At 69.9% G+C, this 16,393-nt stretch carries 13 protein-coding genes; 9 read left to right on the top strand and 4 right to left on the bottom strand.

Features of this window, described 5'->3' with window-relative positions:
- Positions 1-100: 100 nt before the first annotated feature.
- Positions 101-1,360 carry an FAD-binding protein gene (locus F6A08_RS03960; RefSeq protein WP_151458679.1) on the bottom strand — a complete coding sequence of 420 codons (1,260 nt, stop codon included), beginning with the start codon at positions 1,358-1,360 and terminating at the stop codon, positions 101-103.
- Between the two features lie 78 nt (positions 1,361-1,438).
- Here F6A08_RS03960 and F6A08_RS03955 point away from each other — a divergent pair, with 78 nt between their 5' ends.
- The 5 genes from F6A08_RS03955 (at position 1,439) to arfA (ending at position 7,349) form a co-directional block, all read left to right on the top strand.
- The gene (locus F6A08_RS03955) at positions 1,439-2,485 is read left to right on the top strand and encodes a LacI family DNA-binding transcriptional regulator (RefSeq protein ID WP_151458678.1); all 1,047 of its coding nucleotides are present in this window, start codon (positions 1,439-1,441) and stop codon (positions 2,483-2,485) included.
- Positions 2,486-2,580: 95 nt separating this feature from the next.
- On the top strand, positions 2,581-3,918 hold the full coding sequence (locus F6A08_RS03950) for an extracellular solute-binding protein (protein ID WP_151458677.1): 1,338 nt from the start codon (positions 2,581-2,583) through the stop codon (positions 3,916-3,918).
- Positions 3,915-4,865 (top strand): carbohydrate ABC transporter permease, encoded by a 951-nt coding sequence (locus F6A08_RS03945; protein ID WP_017201757.1) that lies wholly within the window; start codon positions 3,915-3,917, stop codon positions 4,863-4,865. Before F6A08_RS03950 ends, F6A08_RS03945 begins: the two co-directional genes overlap by 4 nt.
- On the top strand, positions 4,865-5,776 hold the full coding sequence (locus F6A08_RS03940) for a carbohydrate ABC transporter permease (protein ID WP_017201758.1): 912 nt from the start codon (positions 4,865-4,867) through the stop codon (positions 5,774-5,776). The genes F6A08_RS03945 and F6A08_RS03940 overlap by 1 nt, the downstream gene beginning before the upstream one ends.
- A 37-nt stretch (positions 5,777-5,813) precedes the next feature.
- Positions 5,814-7,349: an arabinosylfuranosidase ArfA gene (gene arfA / locus F6A08_RS03935; protein ID WP_124896398.1), complete on the top strand. Its 1,536-nt coding sequence runs from the start codon at positions 5,814-5,816 to the stop codon at positions 7,347-7,349.
- A gap of 77 nt (positions 7,350-7,426) precedes the next feature.
- Here arfA and F6A08_RS03930 read toward each other — a convergent pair whose 3' ends face one another.
- On the bottom strand, positions 7,427-8,446 hold the full coding sequence (locus tag F6A08_RS03930; protein ID WP_017201760.1) for a LacI family DNA-binding transcriptional regulator: 1,020 nt from the start codon (positions 8,444-8,446) through the stop codon (positions 7,427-7,429).
- 165 nt (positions 8,447-8,611) lie between these two features.
- Between F6A08_RS03930 and F6A08_RS03925 the strand changes: the two genes are divergently transcribed.
- Genes F6A08_RS03925 through F6A08_RS03910 form a run of 4 tightly spaced genes read left to right on the top strand, consistent with a single transcriptional unit; the run spans position 8,612 to position 14,043 of the window.
- On the top strand, positions 8,612-9,901 hold the full coding sequence (locus F6A08_RS03925; protein ID WP_151458676.1) for an extracellular solute-binding protein: 1,290 nt from the start codon (positions 8,612-8,614) through the stop codon (positions 9,899-9,901).
- Positions 9,882-10,820: a carbohydrate ABC transporter permease gene (locus tag F6A08_RS03920; RefSeq protein WP_051000795.1), complete on the top strand. Its 939-nt coding sequence runs from the start codon at positions 9,882-9,884 to the stop codon at positions 10,818-10,820. The genes F6A08_RS03925 and F6A08_RS03920 overlap by 20 nt, the downstream gene beginning before the upstream one ends.
- Positions 10,817-11,689, top strand: a complete 873-nt coding sequence (locus tag F6A08_RS03915; protein WP_017201763.1) for a carbohydrate ABC transporter permease — start codon at positions 10,817-10,819, stop codon at positions 11,687-11,689. Before F6A08_RS03920 ends, F6A08_RS03915 begins: the two co-directional genes overlap by 4 nt.
- A 2-nt stretch (positions 11,690-11,691) precedes the next feature.
- A complete protein-coding gene (locus F6A08_RS03910) occupies positions 11,692-14,043 on the top strand; it encodes a beta-xylosidase/alpha-l-arabinosidase (protein WP_420846030.1) in 2,352 nt (783 codons plus the stop codon).
- 24 nt (positions 14,044-14,067) lie between these two features.
- Here F6A08_RS03910 and F6A08_RS03905 read toward each other — a convergent pair whose 3' ends face one another.
- Both F6A08_RS03905 and F6A08_RS03900 read right to left on the bottom strand, forming a co-directional pair.
- Entirely contained in the window at positions 14,068-14,961 is an 894-nt protein-coding gene (locus F6A08_RS03905; RefSeq protein WP_151459094.1) for a formylglycine-generating enzyme family protein, read from the bottom strand.
- 69 nt (positions 14,962-15,030) lie between these two features.
- A complete protein-coding gene (locus tag F6A08_RS03900) occupies positions 15,031-16,353 on the bottom strand; it encodes a flavin monoamine oxidase family protein (RefSeq protein ID WP_151458674.1) in 1,323 nt (440 codons plus the stop codon).
- Positions 16,354-16,393: the final 40 nt, after the last annotated feature.

Raw genomic sequence — 16,393 nt, 5'->3', positions numbered from 1 at the left:
CCGAGAACACCCCGCCCGTTGCCACCCTCTCCCCCGCTCCCGTCGCGATATAACAGCCAAACCGGGCGGTTTTGGCTGTTATATCGCGACGGGAGCAGGGTTACAGGCCGAGGCGGGCGAGGTAGGGATTGACCAGGCGGCGGGCGGGGTCGAAGCGGGCGGCGAGCGCGGCGAAGTCCTCCCACCGGGGGTAGCGGGAGCGCACCTCGTCGGCGTCGAGCGTGAACACCTTGCCCCAGTGCGGGCGGGCCGTCGCCGGCAGGGCCGCCTCGATCGTCGGCAGCAGTGCTCGGACGGCGGGCTCGTCGGGCTTCCAGGTGAAGTGCAGGCCCACGGCATCGGTCCCGTACGAGGAGCTCAGCCACAGGTCGTCGGCGCGCACGGTGCGGATCTCGTTCACGAGCAGCAGCGGCGCGATCTGCCCCGCGAGTGTCCGCACGGCCTGGATCGCGGCGACGGCGTCGGCCCGAGGCACGAGGTACTCGCTCTGGATCTCCGCACCGGCCGACGGCGTGAACTCGAGCTTGAAGTGCGCGAGCCGCTCGTGCCAGGGGCCCGCCGCGCCGAGCTGCTCCGTGCATGCGACCGGATCGACACCCAGGATCGGATGCCGCTTGCTCGTCGCGGCCTCCGCACCGAGCCGCTCGAACAGCGACTCCCGCGTCGCCTCGCGAGCCTCGGGCTGACGCTGCTTGACCCAGATCTGGTCGACGACGTCGGTGCGTTGCCACCGGGAGAACAGGCTGACGCTCGTACCGATCGAGGTCACCTCGTCGAACTCGGCGAGCACCGCGTCCCAATCCGGATGCTCGAACACGTGCTGCGCGACCTCGTAGGTCGGCTCGACGTCGAGGGTCACATCCAGCACGGCGCCGAGCGCACCGAGGCCGACGACCGCACCGTCGAAGTCGTCGTCGCCCCGAGCGAGCGTGCGCGTCTCACCCGCGGGGGTCAGGATCGTCAGCGCTCGGACCGCGCTCGCGAGGGAGCCGATCGCGTCGCCCGAGCCATGGGTGCCGGTGGCGATCGCGCCGGCGACCGAGATGTGCGGCAGCGAGGCGAGGTTGGCGAGCGCGAGCCCCTCGGCCTCGAGCCGCGGGGCGATGTCGCCGTACCTGGCGGCCCCGGACACGCGCACGGAGGTCCTGGTCGGGTCGACCTCGAAGACGGACGGCAGCCGGTCGAGCGCGACGAGCGTCCCGTCCGTGTCGGCGATGTCGTTGAAGCAGTGCCGCGAACCGAGGAGGCGCACGGGTCCGCCCGCAGCGAGCAGGGCGCTGAGGTCGTCGATCGATTCCGGGTGGGCGATCGTCGAGGCGCGGTACGTGAGGTTGCCCGCCCAGTTGCGTTCGGTGGTCATGGCGCCATGATAGCCACGGTCTGGAGGTCTACATCGTTGTACTCCCTCGTCCCGACTGCCCGCCGCTAGGCTGACCGGATGACCGCGACGCCGCCGCCCCGCGCCACGATGAAGGATGTCGCGGCGCTGGCCGGAGTCTCGCCGAAGACGGTCTCGAACGTGGTCACCGGCACCGTCCCGGTCAATGAGAGCACGCGCGCCAAGGTCGAGTCCGCGATGGCACAGCTCGACTTCGTGCCCAACCTCAACGCCCGGGGTCTGCGCAAGGGCCGCTCCGGCATCATCGCCGTCGCACTCCCGGACCTGGCCACCGCCTTCTCCGCCGAGCTCGTGCACCGCATCGTCGAGGCCGCGCACCAGCGGGGCCTGGCCGTGCAGATCGAGGAGACCGCGACGGAACCCGAACGCGAGAAGGAGCTGGTCTCGCGGGCGCGGGCGCACCTGGTCGACGGCCTCATCCTCAACCCGATCCGGTTGGAGGACAGCGTCCTGAAGTACGCCGATCGACTGCCGCCGCTGGTGGTGATCGGCGAGGTCGAGCAGAACCGCGCGGATCACGTGCGCATCGACAGCAGACGCGCTGCGGCCGATGCGACCCGCCACGTGCTGTCCCGCGGAGCCACACGTGTCGCGGTCGTCGGCGCCGACGACGATCCCTCCGTCGCCACCGCCACGAGCCGGCTGCGCCTCGAAGGCGTGCACGATGCGCTGCGTGAGGCGGGGATCGCCCGGGACCCGGCGCTGGAGATCAACCGGCTGCCGTGGTCGATGGACGGCGGCGCGGATGCCGTGCGCACCCTGCTCTCCCGGCGCGTGCCTTTCGACGCCATCGTCGCCTTCACGGACTCCCTGGCTCTCGGTGCGCTGCACACCCTGCACGACAAAGGGATCCGCGTCCCGGAGGACGTGATCGTGACGGGCTTCGACGACGTGGAGTTCTCGCGGTACACCTCTCCCGCCCTGACCTCGGTCGCGTTCGACCGGCGCGCGTTCGCCGTCGCAGCGCTGGGACTGCTGGAGTCCCGGATGGACGACCGCTCCGCTCCCCCGCGGTCGCTCACGCTCTCGCATCAGCTACTGGAGCGCGCGAGCACCGAGGGCAGACCGGCCGGTCACCGCCCCTGATCGCACGCCCGTCTCGCCTCAGATCCATGCTTGCGGGCATCATTACATCGATGTAATGATGGGGCGTCCACCTCACAGTCACGAAGGAGTGACCGATGACGCCCCCACTCGATCTGTCGCGCAGGCAGTTCCTCGCTGCCGCCTCGCTCGCCGCCGGCACGGCCCTCCTCGCCGGCTGCGCGCCCGGAGCCGTCCCCGGCTCCGCGACCCAGACCCTGCAGTTCTGGCACCTGCTCTCCGGCGGTGACGGCGTCACGATGTCGTCGATGCTGGACAAGGTGAACAGCGCGCAGTCCGCGTTCCGCATCCGGCCGACCGTGCTCGCCTGGGGCACGCCGTACTACACGAAGCTCGCGATGGCCGGCGCCGGCGGCCGCGCACCCGATGTCGCGATCATGCACGCCACCCGCACGGTCGGCTGGGCGCCGGGCGGCCTGCTCGACCCCTGGGACCTGGACCGGCTGGCCGAACTCGGCGTCGACGACTCCACCTTCCCGACGCCGATCTGGGAGAAGGGATTCGTGGGCGAGAACATGTACAGCGTCGCCCTCGACGCGCATCCCTTCGTCCTGATGTTCAACACCGACGTGTGCGACGCGGCCGGCGTGCTCGATTCCGACGGCCGGCTGCAGGAGACGAACTCCCCCGAGGAGTTCCTCGACCAGCTGCGCACGGTGAGCGGAACCGCCTCCGGCCACGCGCTGTCCTACGGCTACCTCGGCGACGGCGCGCAGATGTGGCGGCTGTTCTACGGCCTCTACGCGCAGCACGGGCTCGCGATCGAGCTTCCGGTCGGCGGCACTGCCGTGATCGACAAGGATGCCGCGGTCGAATCCCTCACCTTCATGCAGACCCTGCTGGACGGGGAGATCGCCGCGGCGCAGAACGACTACGGCAGCGCCATCGCCGAGTTCGCCACCGGCAAGAGCGGGATGCTGATGACCGGCGTCTGGGAGCTGCGCACGATGCAGGCAGCGGAGCTGCCCTTCGACGCGACGATGATCCCGACCCTCTACGGCACGCCGGCCGTCTACGCGGACTCGCACTCCTTCGTGCTCCCGCACCAGACGAACGCCGACCCCGCGCGCCGCGACCTGACCTACCGGTTCGTCGCGGACATGCTGAAGGGCTCGTTCGACTGGGCCGAGGCGGGTCACATCCCGGCGTATCTGCCGGTGACCGAGTCTCCCGAGTACGCCGACCTCATCCCCCAGGCGCACTACGCCGAGGCCGCGCAGCACGTCGTCTACGATCCGACGGCCTGGTTCACCGGATCGGGATCGAACTTCCAGGGCGAGTTCGGTGCAGCGGTGCAGGGCGTCCTGCTCTCGGGCGATGACCCCGCCGCCGCGATCGACCGGTTCGAAGAACGGGTCAACACCCTGCTGCGCCAGCCCAACCCGGCAGACCCCGAAGGGACGTTCGGATCATGACCGCCGCCACCGACTCCACGCGCACCATCGTCACGGGTTCCAAGGCCATCCCCCGCGACCGTCGCCCGGGTTCCCGCAACCGGGAGCAGCTGGTCAGCTGGGCTTTCCTCGCCCCGTTCCTGATCGCCTTCGCCCTGTTCCTGGTCTGGCCGATCATCCACGGCATCATCCTGAGCTTCACCGACCAGTCGCTCACCGGCGCCGGCGGCGCGTTCGTCGGCTTCGCCAACTACGCCGAGGCGCTGAGCGACCCGAAGATGTGGCAGTCGATGGGCAACACGGTGTGGTTCACCCTCCTGTCGACCGTGCCGCTCGTGCTGATCGCGCTCGTCATGGCCGCCCTCGTCGACCGCGGCCTTCCGGGGCAGTGGCTCTGGCGGCTGTCGTTCTTCATGCCGTACCTGCTCGCCTCGACCGTGATCTCGCAGATCTGGGTCTGGATCTTCAACCCCCAGGTCGGCGCGGCCAACAACATCCTCAAGGCGCTCGGGCTCGAGCCGATCGCCTGGCTGCAGAACCCTGACACCAACATGCTGTCGATCGTGATCGCCACCGTCTGGTGGACGGTCGGGTTCAACTTCCTGCTGTACCTCGCGGCGATGCAGAACATCCCGCCGCAGCAATACGAGGCGGCGTCGCTCGACGGCGCCGGACCGTGGCGGCAGTTCTGGTCCATCACCCTCCCGCAGCTCGGGCCGGCGACGGTCCTGATCCTCATCCTCCAGATCCTCGCCTCGCTGAAGCTGTTCGACCAGGCGTACCAGATGCTCGGCGGAGTCGCGAGCGACACCACCCGGTCGATCGTGCAGTACATCTACGAAGCCGGCTTCGTGAGCTACCGGTTCGGCTACTCGGCCGCCATCTCCTATGTGTTCTTCGCCCTCATCGTCATCATCGGCGTCGCGCAGGCTCTGATCATGCGCGGCAAGAAGGAGCAGCAGCTGTGATGTCCTCCGCCACCCTCACCCGCACCGAGACCATCACGACCGCGAAGGCCCGCGGTCCTCGCCGCTCGCATGTCCCCGGCCAGAAGCCCTTCGGCCCGCTCCGCGTCGTGGCCTTCATCGTGCTCGCGCTGATGGCCATCGGCTGGCTGCTGCCCTTCCTCTGGGCGGTCGCGACCGCCTTCAAGACCGAGACGGATGCCGCCTCCGGCGACCCGGGCTGGATCGGCGCGAGCGGCCCCACCATCGAGGCCTTCACCGCGATCCTGTCGCAGGGCAACGTGTACACGTGGGCGCTGAACAGCCTGCTCACGTCGGTCGCGATCACCCTGATCACGCTGACGATCTCGGCGCTGGCGGCCTACGCCTTCTCCCGCCTGGACTTCACCGGACGCAAGTGGCTGTTCGTGGTGATCATCGCCTCGATCGTGGTGCCGCCGCAGGTGCTGATCATCCCGCTGTTCTACGAGATGCTCGCCTTCAACCTCGTCGACACGTACTGGGGCCTGATCCTGCCGCAGGTCGTCGCCCCGGCGATGGTGTTCATCCTGAAGCGGTTCTTCGATGCGATCCCGATCGAGCTCGAGGACGCCGCCCGCGTCGACGGCGCCGGCCGGCTGCGCATCTTCTGGTCCATCGTGCTCCCGCTGTCGCGCCCCATCCTGGCGTCCGTGGCGATCTTCGTCTTCATCGGCGCGTGGAACAACTTCCTCTGGCCGTTCCTCGTGATCAACGACACCACGCTGATGACGCTGCCGGTCGGTCTCCAGACGGTGATCAGCGCCTACGGCGTGCAGTACGCGCAGGTCATGGCGCAGGCCGTGCTCGCGGCGCTCCCACTCATCGTCATCTTCATCATCTTCCAGAAGCAGATCGTCAAGGGCGTCGCGACCAGCGGCTTCGGCGGTCAGTAGTCCCCACCCGGCCACAGAGCCAGACACAAGGAGAGCAATGTCTCAGGCCCGCATCACCATCGACCGCGACTTCACGATCGCCGACGTCCCCCGCAGACTCTTCGGGTCGTTCGTCGAGCACATGGGGCGCTGCGTCTACACCGGCATCTACGAGCCCGGCCACCCGCAGGCCGACGAGCGCGGCTTCCGGCAGGACGTGCTGGCCCTGGTGAAGGAGATGGGCCCGACCGTGGTCCGCTACCCCGGCGGCAACTTCGTCTCCGGCTACCGCTGGGAGGACGGGGTGGGCCCTGTCGAGGACCGCCCGGTGCGCATCGACGGCGCCTGGCACACGATCGAGACGAACGCGTTCGGGCTGCACGAGTTCATGGCCTGGGCGAAGGAGGCGGACGTCGAGGTGATGGAGGCGGTGAACCTCGGCACTCGCGGCGTCGAGGAGGCCCGCGCCCTCGTCGAGTACGCCAACCACCCCGGCGGCACCTACTGGTCCGACCTGCGACGCCGCAACGGAGCCGAGCAGCCGTTCGACATCAAGCTGTGGTGCCTGGGCAACGAGCTCGACGGTCCGTGGCAGATCGGCGGCAAGACGGCGACCGAGTACGGCCGGCTCGCCCAGGAGTCCGCCAAGGCGATGCGCCTGGTCGATCCGTCGATCGAGCTCGTCGCTGTCGGCTCCTCCGGACGATCCATGCCCACGTTCGGCAGCTGGGAGCACACGGTCCTCACGCACGCGTACGACGAGGTCGACTTCATCTCGATGCACGCGTACTACCAGGAGCACGACGGAGACGCGGAGTCGTTCCTGGCGGAGTCCGTCGACATGGACGCGTTCATCGAGGGCGTCATCGCCACGATCGATGCGGTCAAGGCATCCGGCAAGCACACGAAGCAGGTGGACATCTCCTTCGACGAGTGGAACGTGTGGGACCAGGTGAAGTACAACGACGTCGAGGCGAAGGAGATCGCGAAGGCCGGATGGCGCCAGCATCCCCGCCTGATCGAGGACACCTACTCGGTGACGGATGCGGTGGTCGTCGGCACCCTGCTGAACAGCCTCCTGCGCCACGGTGACCGCGTGAAGATCGCCAACCAGGCGCAGCTGGTGAACGTGATCGCCCCGATCCGCTCGGAGGAGAACGGTCCGGCCTGGCGCCAGACGAGCTTCTGGCCCTTCGAGCGCATGGCGCGTCTCGCGACCGGCCGCATCCTGCGCCTCGCGGTCACCGCTCCCCAGATCGAGACCAAGCGCTACGGCGGCGTGGATGCGATCGATGCGGCGGCCACCTGGGATGAGGAGTCCGGCCGCCTGGTGGTGTTCGTCGCCAACCGCTCGCTCGACGAGGCGAACGACCTGACGATCGACCTGCACGGCCTCGGCGATGTGCGCGTGCGGCAGGCCGAGACGCTCACCGTGCCCGAGGGTGGCGACCGCCACACGTCGAACCTCGAGACCGCGCCGGACAGCGTGCACATGGTGCCGCTCACGGCTGCCGAGGTCCTCGACGGCGCGGTGCGGGCGACCCTGCCGGCGCTGTCCTGGTCGGTCATCGAGCTCGAGGTGGCGCGGGCCTGAGCCGCACAGGCTCGGCGGTGCATCGCGTCGCCGAGCCTGTCCGCGTGCGCGTGCGCGTGCGCGTCACGAGCGCGTGCTCAGCGCCCGCGTTCCGCGCCCGCGCCGAGCGGAGCCGTGGTGGCCCGCACGACCAGTCGCGTCGGCAGCGTCACATGCATCTCCTCCACCGGCTGACCCTCCAGGAGCCGGAAGACCATCTCCGCAGCGACCCCGCCCAGACGACGCATGGGCTGCTGGATCGTGGTGAGCGGCAGGGCGCGGCGTGAGGCCTCCGGCACGTCGTCGAATCCGACGACGGAGAGATCCTCCGGCACCCGCAGCCCCAGTTCGTGGGCGACCTCGATCACCGCGATGGCGGAGAGATCGTTCGCCGCGAACACGGCGGTCGGACGCGATGGCCCGGCCAGGAGCACCCGCGCCGACTCCCTCGTGGTCTCCAGCTCGTACCGTCCGTCCCGGATGAGCGCCGGGTCGATCGGGATGCCGGCGTCGGAGAGCGCCCGTCGATATCCCGCGTCGCGCAGTCCGGCGGAGCGCAGGTCGGGGCGACCGCCGAGGAAGCTGATCCGGCGGTGGCCGAGATCCAGCAGATGGCGCGTGGCGGTCAGCGCACCGCCGAAGCTGTCGGATTCGACCGTGGGCAGGTCGGCGCGTCCGGTGTGCGGGTCGATCGCCACCACGGGGATCTCGGCCGATGCCCCCACCACCGTCGGGGTGACCATGATCGCGGCGTCGATGAGGGTTCCGGAGAGACGGCTGAGCGAGCGCCGCTCCCACCCCTGCCCCTGGCCGTGCCCTGATCCGCTGTACGCCAGCAGGTCGACGGCCGTGTCGTGGACGGCGGCCCCGACGCCTTTGAGGATCTCGGCGCTGAACGGCTCGAAGTCGGCCAGGAGCACCCCGATCACCCCGGTGCGTCTGGCTCGCATGCTGCTGGCGACCAGGCTCGACTCGTACCCCAGCTCCTGCACCACGTCGAGCACGCGACGGACCGTGGCGTCGGCGATGCCGTAGCGGCCGTTGACCGCCTTCGAGACCGTCGAGACCGAGACGCCTGCCGCCTTGGCGACGTCGTGGATGGTGGTTCGCGTGCTCATGGTCGCCCAGCGTATCGGCGTCGACGGTGCGGACGGAAACTGTTTTCGAAAACGTTTGACGAGATCCGTTCCCCTCAGCAGACTGCATCCGACGCGGTCTCATTCCCTGCTGCCGCGGCGCCCGCAGAGACGCGGTGCGCAACTCTCGACGAGGAGAACGATCACATGAACAGCACACGGCGTTCCTTGATGGGCGCGGCCGCGATCGCGGCCGTCGGAGCTCTCGCACTCAGCGGGTGCACCGCGAGCGATCCGCAGGAGGGCGGAGACACCACGATGACGCTCTGGCACAACTCCACGACCGGCCCGGGGGTCGAGTTCTGGGAGCAGACCGTCGCCGACTTCGAGGAGGCGAACCCCGGCGTCACCATCGAGATCCAGTCCATTCAGAACGAGGATCTGGACGGCAAGCTGCAGACCGCACTGAACTCCGGTGATGCCCCGGACATCTTCCTGCAGCGCGGCGGAGGCAAGATGGCGGCGATGGTGAAGGCCGGCCAGCTCAAGGACCTGACCGACGCGATCACCGGCGACGCGAAGGAGGAGATCTCCGAGGCGGCGTATTCGGCCAACAGCCTGGACGGCAATATCTACGCGATGCCGGTCGCCGTGCTCCCCGGCGGACTCTTCTACAGCCAGGACCTGTTCGACCAGGCGGGCATCACCGAGAACCCGGCCACGCTCGACGAGCTCGAGGCCGCGACCGAGAAGCTCAAGGCCGCCGGGATCGAGCCGATCGCCCTCGGCGCGAAGGACGCCTGGCCCGCAGCGCACTGGTACTACTGGCTGGCGCTGCGCGAATGCAGCTCCGACACGCTCGCCAAGGCCGCCGACGAGATGAACTTCGACGACGAGTGCTGGGTGCGCGCCGGCGAGGACCTCCAGGCGTTCGCGGCCACCGAGCCCTTCAACGCGGGCTTCCTCACCACCACGGCCCAGCAGGGCGCCGGAAGCTCGGCGGGCCTGATCGCGAACCACCAGGCCGGCATGGAGCTCATGGGCGCCTGGAACCCCGGCGTCATCGGATCGCTGACGCCCGACCAGAAGCCCCTCGCCGACCTGGCCTGGTTCCCGTTCCCCGAGGTCGAGGGCGGCGACGGCGAGCCCGGATCGATGATGGGCGGCGTCGACGGCTACTCCTGCTCGGTCGACGCACCGGACGCCTGCGTCGACTTCCTCAACTACCTGGGCACGTCCGACGTGCAGACCGCGTACTACAAGGCGTTCAACGCCCCGCCCGTCAACACCGTCGCGCAGGAGGCCGTGACCGAGCCGTACCTGCAGTCGATCCTCGAGGCCTACAACGCGGCGCCCTACGCATCGCAGTGGCTGGACACCGTGTACGGACAGAACGTCGGCAACGCTCTGAACGTCGCCGTCGTGAACATGCTCGCCGGTCAGGGAACCCCGGAGGACATCGTCAAGGCCGTCCAGGATGCCGCAGCCAAGGCATAAGGCGGTCGCCCGGCTGGAAGTGATCCTTCTGGCCGGGCCCGCCCTCCTCGTCTTCCTCGCCTTCGTCATCTTCCCGGTGCTGATGGCGGGCTACTACGGATTCTTCAGCTGGCAGGGCTACGGGCCACCCACGGACTTCGTCGGCCTCAAGAACTACCTCACGATCCTGCAGGACCCGCTCTTCCACGAGGCCCTGGCCCACAACGGGTTCATCCTCGTCTTCTCGCTCATCCTCCAGGGGCCGGCGGCGATCCTTCTCGCCCTGCTCCTGAACCGCCGGATGCGCGGACAGTCGCTGATCCGGGTGCTGATCTTCGTCCCCTACGTGATCTCGGAGGTCGTGGTCGGCACGGGCTGGAGCCTCATGCTGCAGACCAGCGGGGCGTTCAATGACCTGCTGCAGAAGATGGGCCTCGGTTTCCTCGCGAACGACTGGCTCTCCAACCCGGACATCGCCATCTGGACCCTCATGGTGATCATCACCTGGAAGTACATCGGGTTCGCGGTGATCCTCTTCCTCGCCGGCCTTCAGGGGATCCCCGAGGAGCTGCACGAGGCCGCGGCGATCGACGGGGCGTCGTACTGGCAGATCCAGTGGCGCATCACGCTCCCGCTCCTGGCGCCGACACTGCGGATCTGGGCCTTCCTGTCGATCATCGGCTCGCTGCAGCTGTTCGATCTCGTCTACATCATCTGGGGGCAGTACATCGCCTCCACCGCCGGGACCTCGACCATGGCGACCTACATGGTCTCCGAGGGGCGCAACGCCGGCAACTTCGGCTACGGGAACGCCGTCGCCGTCGTCCTGTTCCTGATCTCGCTCGTGGTGGCGCTGATCTACCAGCGTGCCGTGCTGCGACGCGACACCGACGGCGCCCTCACCGGCGCTCCCTCACGAAAGAAGAGGACGACGCGATGACCGCCACCTCGGTACTCGTCACCCAGCGGCCGGGACGGCCCGCACGCGCACGACTGCCGTGGGCGAACCCCACCGTGTACTTCGTGGCGCTGATCGTCGTCGGGCTCATGCTCGCCCCGATCGCGTACATCATCATCGGCGGCTTCCGCACGAACGCGCAGATCACCACGGACCCGTCCGGGCTGCCGCAGCCCTGGGTGCTGTCGAACTATCTCGACGTCATCACCGGCGGGATCTTCTGGCGGCAGGTCCTCAACTCCACGATCGTCGCCCTCACCACGACCATCGGCGTGGTCGCGCTCGGCCTGATGGCCGCCTATGTGCTCGCGCGGTACCGGTTCGTCGGTCGCGGGGTGCTCTACGCGTTCTTCGCCGCGGGGCTCATGTTCCCGCTGACCGTCGCGATCACGCCGCTGTACATCGTCGTCCGCAGCCTCGGGCTGATGAACTCGCTCGGCGGGGTCATCCTGCCGCAGATCGCGTTCGCCCTGCCGACGACGATCATCATCCTGGTCCCGTTCCTGCGCGCGATCCCCGACGAGATCCAGGAGGCGGCGTTCATCGACGGATGCAGCCGGATGGGCTTCTTCTGGCGCATGGTGCTGCCGCTGTCGATCCCCGGCGTGATCACGACCGGCATCCTCGCCTTCATCGGCAGCTGGAACGGCTACCTCCTGCCCCTGTTCGTGCTCAACGACGCCGCCTCGTTCACGCTCCCGCTCGGCGTGCAGTCCTTCGCCTCCCAATACTCGGTCGACACCGCGAAAGTGCTGGCCTTCACCTCGCTGTCGATGATCCCCGCCCTGATCTTCTTCAGCCTCTTCGAGCGCCGGATCGTCGGCGGACTCACCGGCGCGGTCAAGGGCTGACGATGTCGATCGAATCACCACAGAAAGAGGCCGACGTGCCCTCTCCGCACACCCGCCCCCGCTTCTCCCCCCGCGTGGAGGGGCTCCTGGATCAGATGACGCTCGAGGAGAAGCAGGCGCAGCTCGTCGGCTTCTGGGTGGATCAGGGCGATGAACTCGTGGCGCCGATGGCCGGGGAGAAGAAGACCTCCACCCGCTACGAGGAGGCGACGGCGCACGGGATCGGGCACCTCACCCGCGTCTACGGCACCCGCCCCGTCGAGCCGATCGCCCGTGCGCGGTGGCTCTGGAGCGAGCAGTCGCGTCTGCAGACCCAGACACGACTGGGGATCCCGGCGCTCGTGCATGAGGAGTGCCTGACCGGGCTCGCCGCGTGGCAGGCCGCGACCTTCCCGACGCCGCTCGCCTGGGGAGCATCCTTCGACCCCGACCTGGTGGAGCAGGTCGGTCGCGTGATCGGCTCGTCGATGCGGGCGCTGGGGATCCATCAGGGGCTCGCCCCCGTGCTCGACGTCATCCGCGACCCGCGGTGGGGGCGCGTCGACGAGTGCATCGCGGAGGATCCTCTGGTCGTCGGCACGATCGGCACCGCCTACGTGCGCGGCATGCAGGCGGAGGGCGTGCACGCCACGCTCAAGCACTTCGTCGGCTACTCGGCCTCGCGGGCCGGGCGCAACCACGCGCCGGTGTCGGCCGGACGCCGGGAGATCGAGGACGTGCTGCTCCCCCCGTTCGAGATGGCCGTGCGCGAGGGCGGTGTGCGCAGCGTCATGAACTCGTACACCGACATCGACGGCGTGCCCGTGGCGGCGGACCCGTACTACCTCGACGAGGTGCTGCGCGGGCGCTGGGGCTTCGACGGCGTCGTGGTGTCGGACTACTTCTCGGTCGACTTCCTGCGCACCATGCACCACGTCGCCGCGGACTCGGCGGAGGCCGCGGCGCTCGCCCTCACCGCGGGGATCGATGTGGAGCTGCCCTCCCCCGATGCCTACACGACCCTCGCAGCACAGGTACGCGACGGCTCGCTGGCCCCGGACATCCTGGACAGGGCGGTCGGACGCGTCCTGGCGCAGAAGGAGGAGCTGGGCCTGCTCGACGCCGACTTCACCGCGCCGCCGACCGCGATCGACCTGGACTCCGCCGAGCACCGCACGCTCGCCCGTCGCCTCGCCGAGAAGTCGATCGTCCTGCTGAGCAACGACGGGGTCCTGCCGCTCGACCCCTCCGGTTCACCGCGCATCGCCGTGATCGGCCCCAACGCCGACAGCGCCGAGGCGCTCATGGGCTGCTACTCGTTCGTCAACCACGTGCTGGCGCATCACCCGGAGGTTCCCGCCGGCATCGCACTCCCGAGCGTGCTCGAGGGACTGCGCGCCGAGCTGCCGGGCGCCGAGTTCACGACCGCCGTCGGGTGCGACGTCGAGGGCGAGGACCGCAGCGGCTTCCCGGCCGCGGTGTCCGCCGCGACCGAGGCCGACGTGGCCGTCGTCGTGGTCGGAGACCGTGCCGGACTGTTCGGGCGCGGCACGGTCGGCGAGGGCAACGACGTCGACTCCCTGGAGCTGCCCGGCGTGCAGCGCGCTCTGGTCGAGGCGATCGTCGCGACCGGGACGCCGGTGGTGCTCCTCGCGCTCACCGGTCGACCGTACGCCCTCGACTGGGCACTGCCGCACCGCGAGGGGGCGTCGGGGATGACCGCGGGGCTCGGGTCCGTGAACGGCTCCGCCGCGACCGTCGGCGCTCGCCGCTCGGACCGGCCCCGTCCGGCCGCGGTCCTGCAGGCCTTCTTCCCGGGAGAGGAGGGCGGCCCCGCCGTCGCGGCCGTGCTGAGCGGTCGGGTCTCGCCGTCCGGGCGGCTGCCGGTCTCGCTCCCCCGGTCAGCCGGCGCGCAGCCCTCCTCGTACCTGCACGCCGCGCTCGGCGGACGCACCGACGTCACGAGCGTCGACCCCACGCCGGTCCGGCCGTTCGGCTTCGGCCTCGGCTACACGACCTTCGCGCACGAGGATCTCACGAGCGCGCCGACCGTTCCCGCGGACGGGATCATCCGCGCCTCCGTGCTCGTGCGCAACACCGGCCCCCGCGAGGGCTCCGACGTCGTGCAGCTCTACGCCCACGACGAGGTCGCCAGCGTCGCACGGCCCGTCGCCCAGCTGATCGGCTTCCAGCGCGTGACGCTGGAAGCGGGGACGGAGCAGCGCATCGAGTTCACCGTGCCGGCGGAGCGCCTCGCGTTCACGGGCACGGACGGCATCCGCCGCGTCGAGCCGGGGAGGATCCGGCTGTGGGTCGGCTCCGCCTGCGATCACGAGGAGACCGTCACCACGATCGACATCGTCGCCGCCGGCTGAGGGCGGACGAGGGGCGGGGCCGTCTCACGCGGAGCGCGCGAGACGGAACCCGATGTGCGACATCCCGGTGTCCTCGGCTTGCGGCGAGCGCGCCGCCGGCCGGAAGCGCAGGCAGTAGTCCGGGGAGCAGAGGTGCGAGCCGCCCTTGAGGACGCGGCGCGGGATGTCGGGGAAGCCCTCCTGGGCGCTCGCCGCCGCGAGGAGGTTGGTCCGCTTGCCGGCGTCGACCGGGTGGTCGGAGAGCCGCACGTGCCGGGGCGTGTAGAAGTCGGTCGTCCACTCCCACACGTTGGCGATCATGTCGAAGAGGCCGTACCCGTTCGGAGGGTACGAACCCACGGGCGCCGTGCCGCCGACGCCCTGGTTGTCGTAGGGGAAACGGCCGACCCAGGAGTTCGCCTGCGCCACACCGTCCGGGTAGGCCTCGTCGCCCCAGGCGAACCGGGCGCCGTCCCGTCCGCCGCGCGCCGCGTACTCGTGCTCGGCCTCGGTGGGCAGCCGCATGCCCGCCCACTCGGCGTACGCCACCGCGTCCTCGAAGGCGATGTGCACCACCGGATGCTGCAGGCGGTCGTCGATCGAGGACTCGGGGCCGAAGGGACGGCGCCACATCGCGCCGGGCTGCCAGCGCCACCAGTTGCGCCAGTCGCGCAGGTCGGTCGGTCCGGACGTGGGCGTGAACACCATCGATCCCGGCACGAGGTCGGCGGGGTCGGCGCCGGGGAACGCGGCGGGGTCGAGCCCGCGCTCGGCCACCGTCACGTATCCGGTCGCGTCGACGAACGCCGCATACTGCTCGTTGGTCACCTGGTAGCGGTCGATGTGGAACGACTCGACCGCGCGCTCGTGGACGGGCCGCTCGTCGGGGTAGAACTCCTCGGACCCCATCAGGAACGTGCCGCCGGGGATGAGGACCATGTCGCGCGTGTTCGTCACGAGACCGAGCGTAGTGTCCGCGGAGCCGCTGCGGCAGGGTGGGCTGTGCGCCTACGCTCCGGCCCAGAGCCGATCGATCGGCACGGCGCGTGCGAGGATCCGCTCGGCGGCGCGGTGTCCCGACAGCATCGCGGCCGGAACCGTCGCGGGGTCGTCGGTCCAGGTGGCCTCTCCCGCGAGGTGCAGCACGTCGCCGACGGGTGCGGCCAAGTCGTCGTGGTCGGCCGTGGTCGACCCGAGCGTCATATAGGCGTACGAGCCGCGGGAGTAGGGGTCGTCCTGCCAGCCCGTCCGGTGCACGTGCGTGGGCGCGACGACCCGATCGCCGTACAGCCGGCGCAGCTGCACCAGGATCGACTCCACCACGCGCCGGTCGTCCCAGTCCCTGGTCGCGGTCGCGGCAGGTCCCGCGGCGAACGTGAGCAGGGTCGGTTCGCCGTGCACGGCGGTGAGGTCGTACCAGGAGTGCCACCACCGGCTCTGCGGACCCTGCTGCCGGACCGCGTACACGCCCTCGTCCCAGAAGCGCTCCGGGAAGCGGAGGAAGACCTTCTCGAAGGCGTTCATGCGCAGACGCCCGAGCGCCTCGGCGTTCCGCGGCGGCAGCGGCGGTGTGATCTCGACCGTTCCGGACTGCAGCACCCCCACCGGCAGCGTCACGACCGCGGTGTCGGCCGCGAACTCGGACGACGCGGTGCGCACCCGGACGCCGTCCCCCCAGTCGATGCCCGTGACGACCTGCCCCAGGCGCACATCGAGCCCCGCCGCGAGCCGGTCGGGGAGCACGTCGTAGCCGTCGGGGAACACGACCTCGTCGCCGTCGATCTCGTCGTCGTCCAGGCCGTGCGCGGCGAGGTCCTCGATCCACGCGCCGTACTGCTCCTCGGCACGGTGCTCCAGATACTCCCGCACGCGCTGCGTCCGGTCCGCATCCGCGCCGTACCGGGTGAGAGCAGCCTCAGTGACGTCGCGGTAGGAGGCCTCGGGGGCGGAGTGGGCGATCACCTCGACGAGCGCGGCGTCGACCGCGTGCACATCGGCCGCGAACCGACGCGCGGCCTCGTCCGAGAGCCGACGACCGTCAGGATCGAAGGAGGCGATGGGTCTGCTGTCGACCTGGTAGCCCCCGACGGTAAACTCGACCATGCGCATCCCGAACGCCTCTGCCGCGGCGGCGACCGGGCTGCCGGTGACTCCGTGGATCCAGGAGGCCCCGAGGTCCACCGTCCCGGAGGTGCGGTCGGTGTGCACGCGCCCCCCGACGCGATCCCGCGCCTCGAGCACGATCACGCGGCGATCGGCGTCCTGCAGCAGGCGTGCCGCGGTCAGCCCGGCGACGCCGGCACCCACCACGATCGTGTCGACGTGCTCCATGCTGTCAGCGTATCGCCGCTCCCGTCGCGATATAACAGCC

The sequence above is a fragment of the Microbacterium algeriense genome (assembly GCF_008868005.1).
Taxonomy (GTDB): Bacteria; Actinomycetota; Actinomycetes; order Actinomycetales; family Microbacteriaceae; genus Microbacterium; species Microbacterium algeriense.
The sequence above is the reverse complement of the archived record's forward strand: the minus strand, read 5'-3'. Positions and strand labels throughout refer to the sequence as shown.

Excerpts from the sequence above, each read along its gene's own strand:
- F6A08_RS03960 (WP_151458679.1), bottom strand. The coding sequence starts at position 1,360 with ATGACCACCGAACGCAACTGGGCGGGCAACCTCACGTACCGCGCCTCG.
- F6A08_RS03955 (WP_151458678.1), top strand. The coding sequence starts at position 1,439 with ATGACCGCGACGCCGCCGCCCCGCGCCACGATGAAGGATGTCGCGGCG.
- F6A08_RS03950 (WP_151458677.1), top strand. The coding sequence starts at position 2,581 with ATGACGCCCCCACTCGATCTGTCGCGCAGGCAGTTCCTCGCTGCCGCC.
- F6A08_RS03945 (WP_017201757.1), top strand. The coding sequence starts at position 3,915 with ATGACCGCCGCCACCGACTCCACGCGCACCATCGTCACGGGTTCCAAG.
- F6A08_RS03940 (WP_017201758.1), top strand. The coding sequence starts at position 4,865 with ATGTCCTCCGCCACCCTCACCCGCACCGAGACCATCACGACCGCGAAG.
- arfA (WP_124896398.1), top strand. The coding sequence starts at position 5,814 with ATGTCTCAGGCCCGCATCACCATCGACCGCGACTTCACGATCGCCGAC.
- F6A08_RS03930 (WP_017201760.1), bottom strand. The coding sequence starts at position 8,446 with ATGAGCACGCGAACCACCATCCACGACGTCGCCAAGGCGGCAGGCGTC.
- F6A08_RS03925 (WP_151458676.1), top strand. The coding sequence starts at position 8,612 with ATGAACAGCACACGGCGTTCCTTGATGGGCGCGGCCGCGATCGCGGCC.
- F6A08_RS03920 (WP_051000795.1), top strand. The coding sequence starts at position 9,882 with ATGCCGCAGCCAAGGCATAAGGCGGTCGCCCGGCTGGAAGTGATCCTT.
- F6A08_RS03915 (WP_017201763.1), top strand. The coding sequence starts at position 10,817 with ATGACCGCCACCTCGGTACTCGTCACCCAGCGGCCGGGACGGCCCGCA.
- F6A08_RS03910 (WP_420846030.1), top strand. The coding sequence starts at position 11,692 with ATGTCGATCGAATCACCACAGAAAGAGGCCGACGTGCCCTCTCCGCAC.
- F6A08_RS03905 (WP_151459094.1), bottom strand. The coding sequence starts at position 14,961 with ATGGTCCTCATCCCCGGCGGCACGTTCCTGATGGGGTCCGAGGAGTTC.
- F6A08_RS03900 (WP_151458674.1), bottom strand. The coding sequence starts at position 16,353 with ATGGAGCACGTCGACACGATCGTGGTGGGTGCCGGCGTCGCCGGGCTG.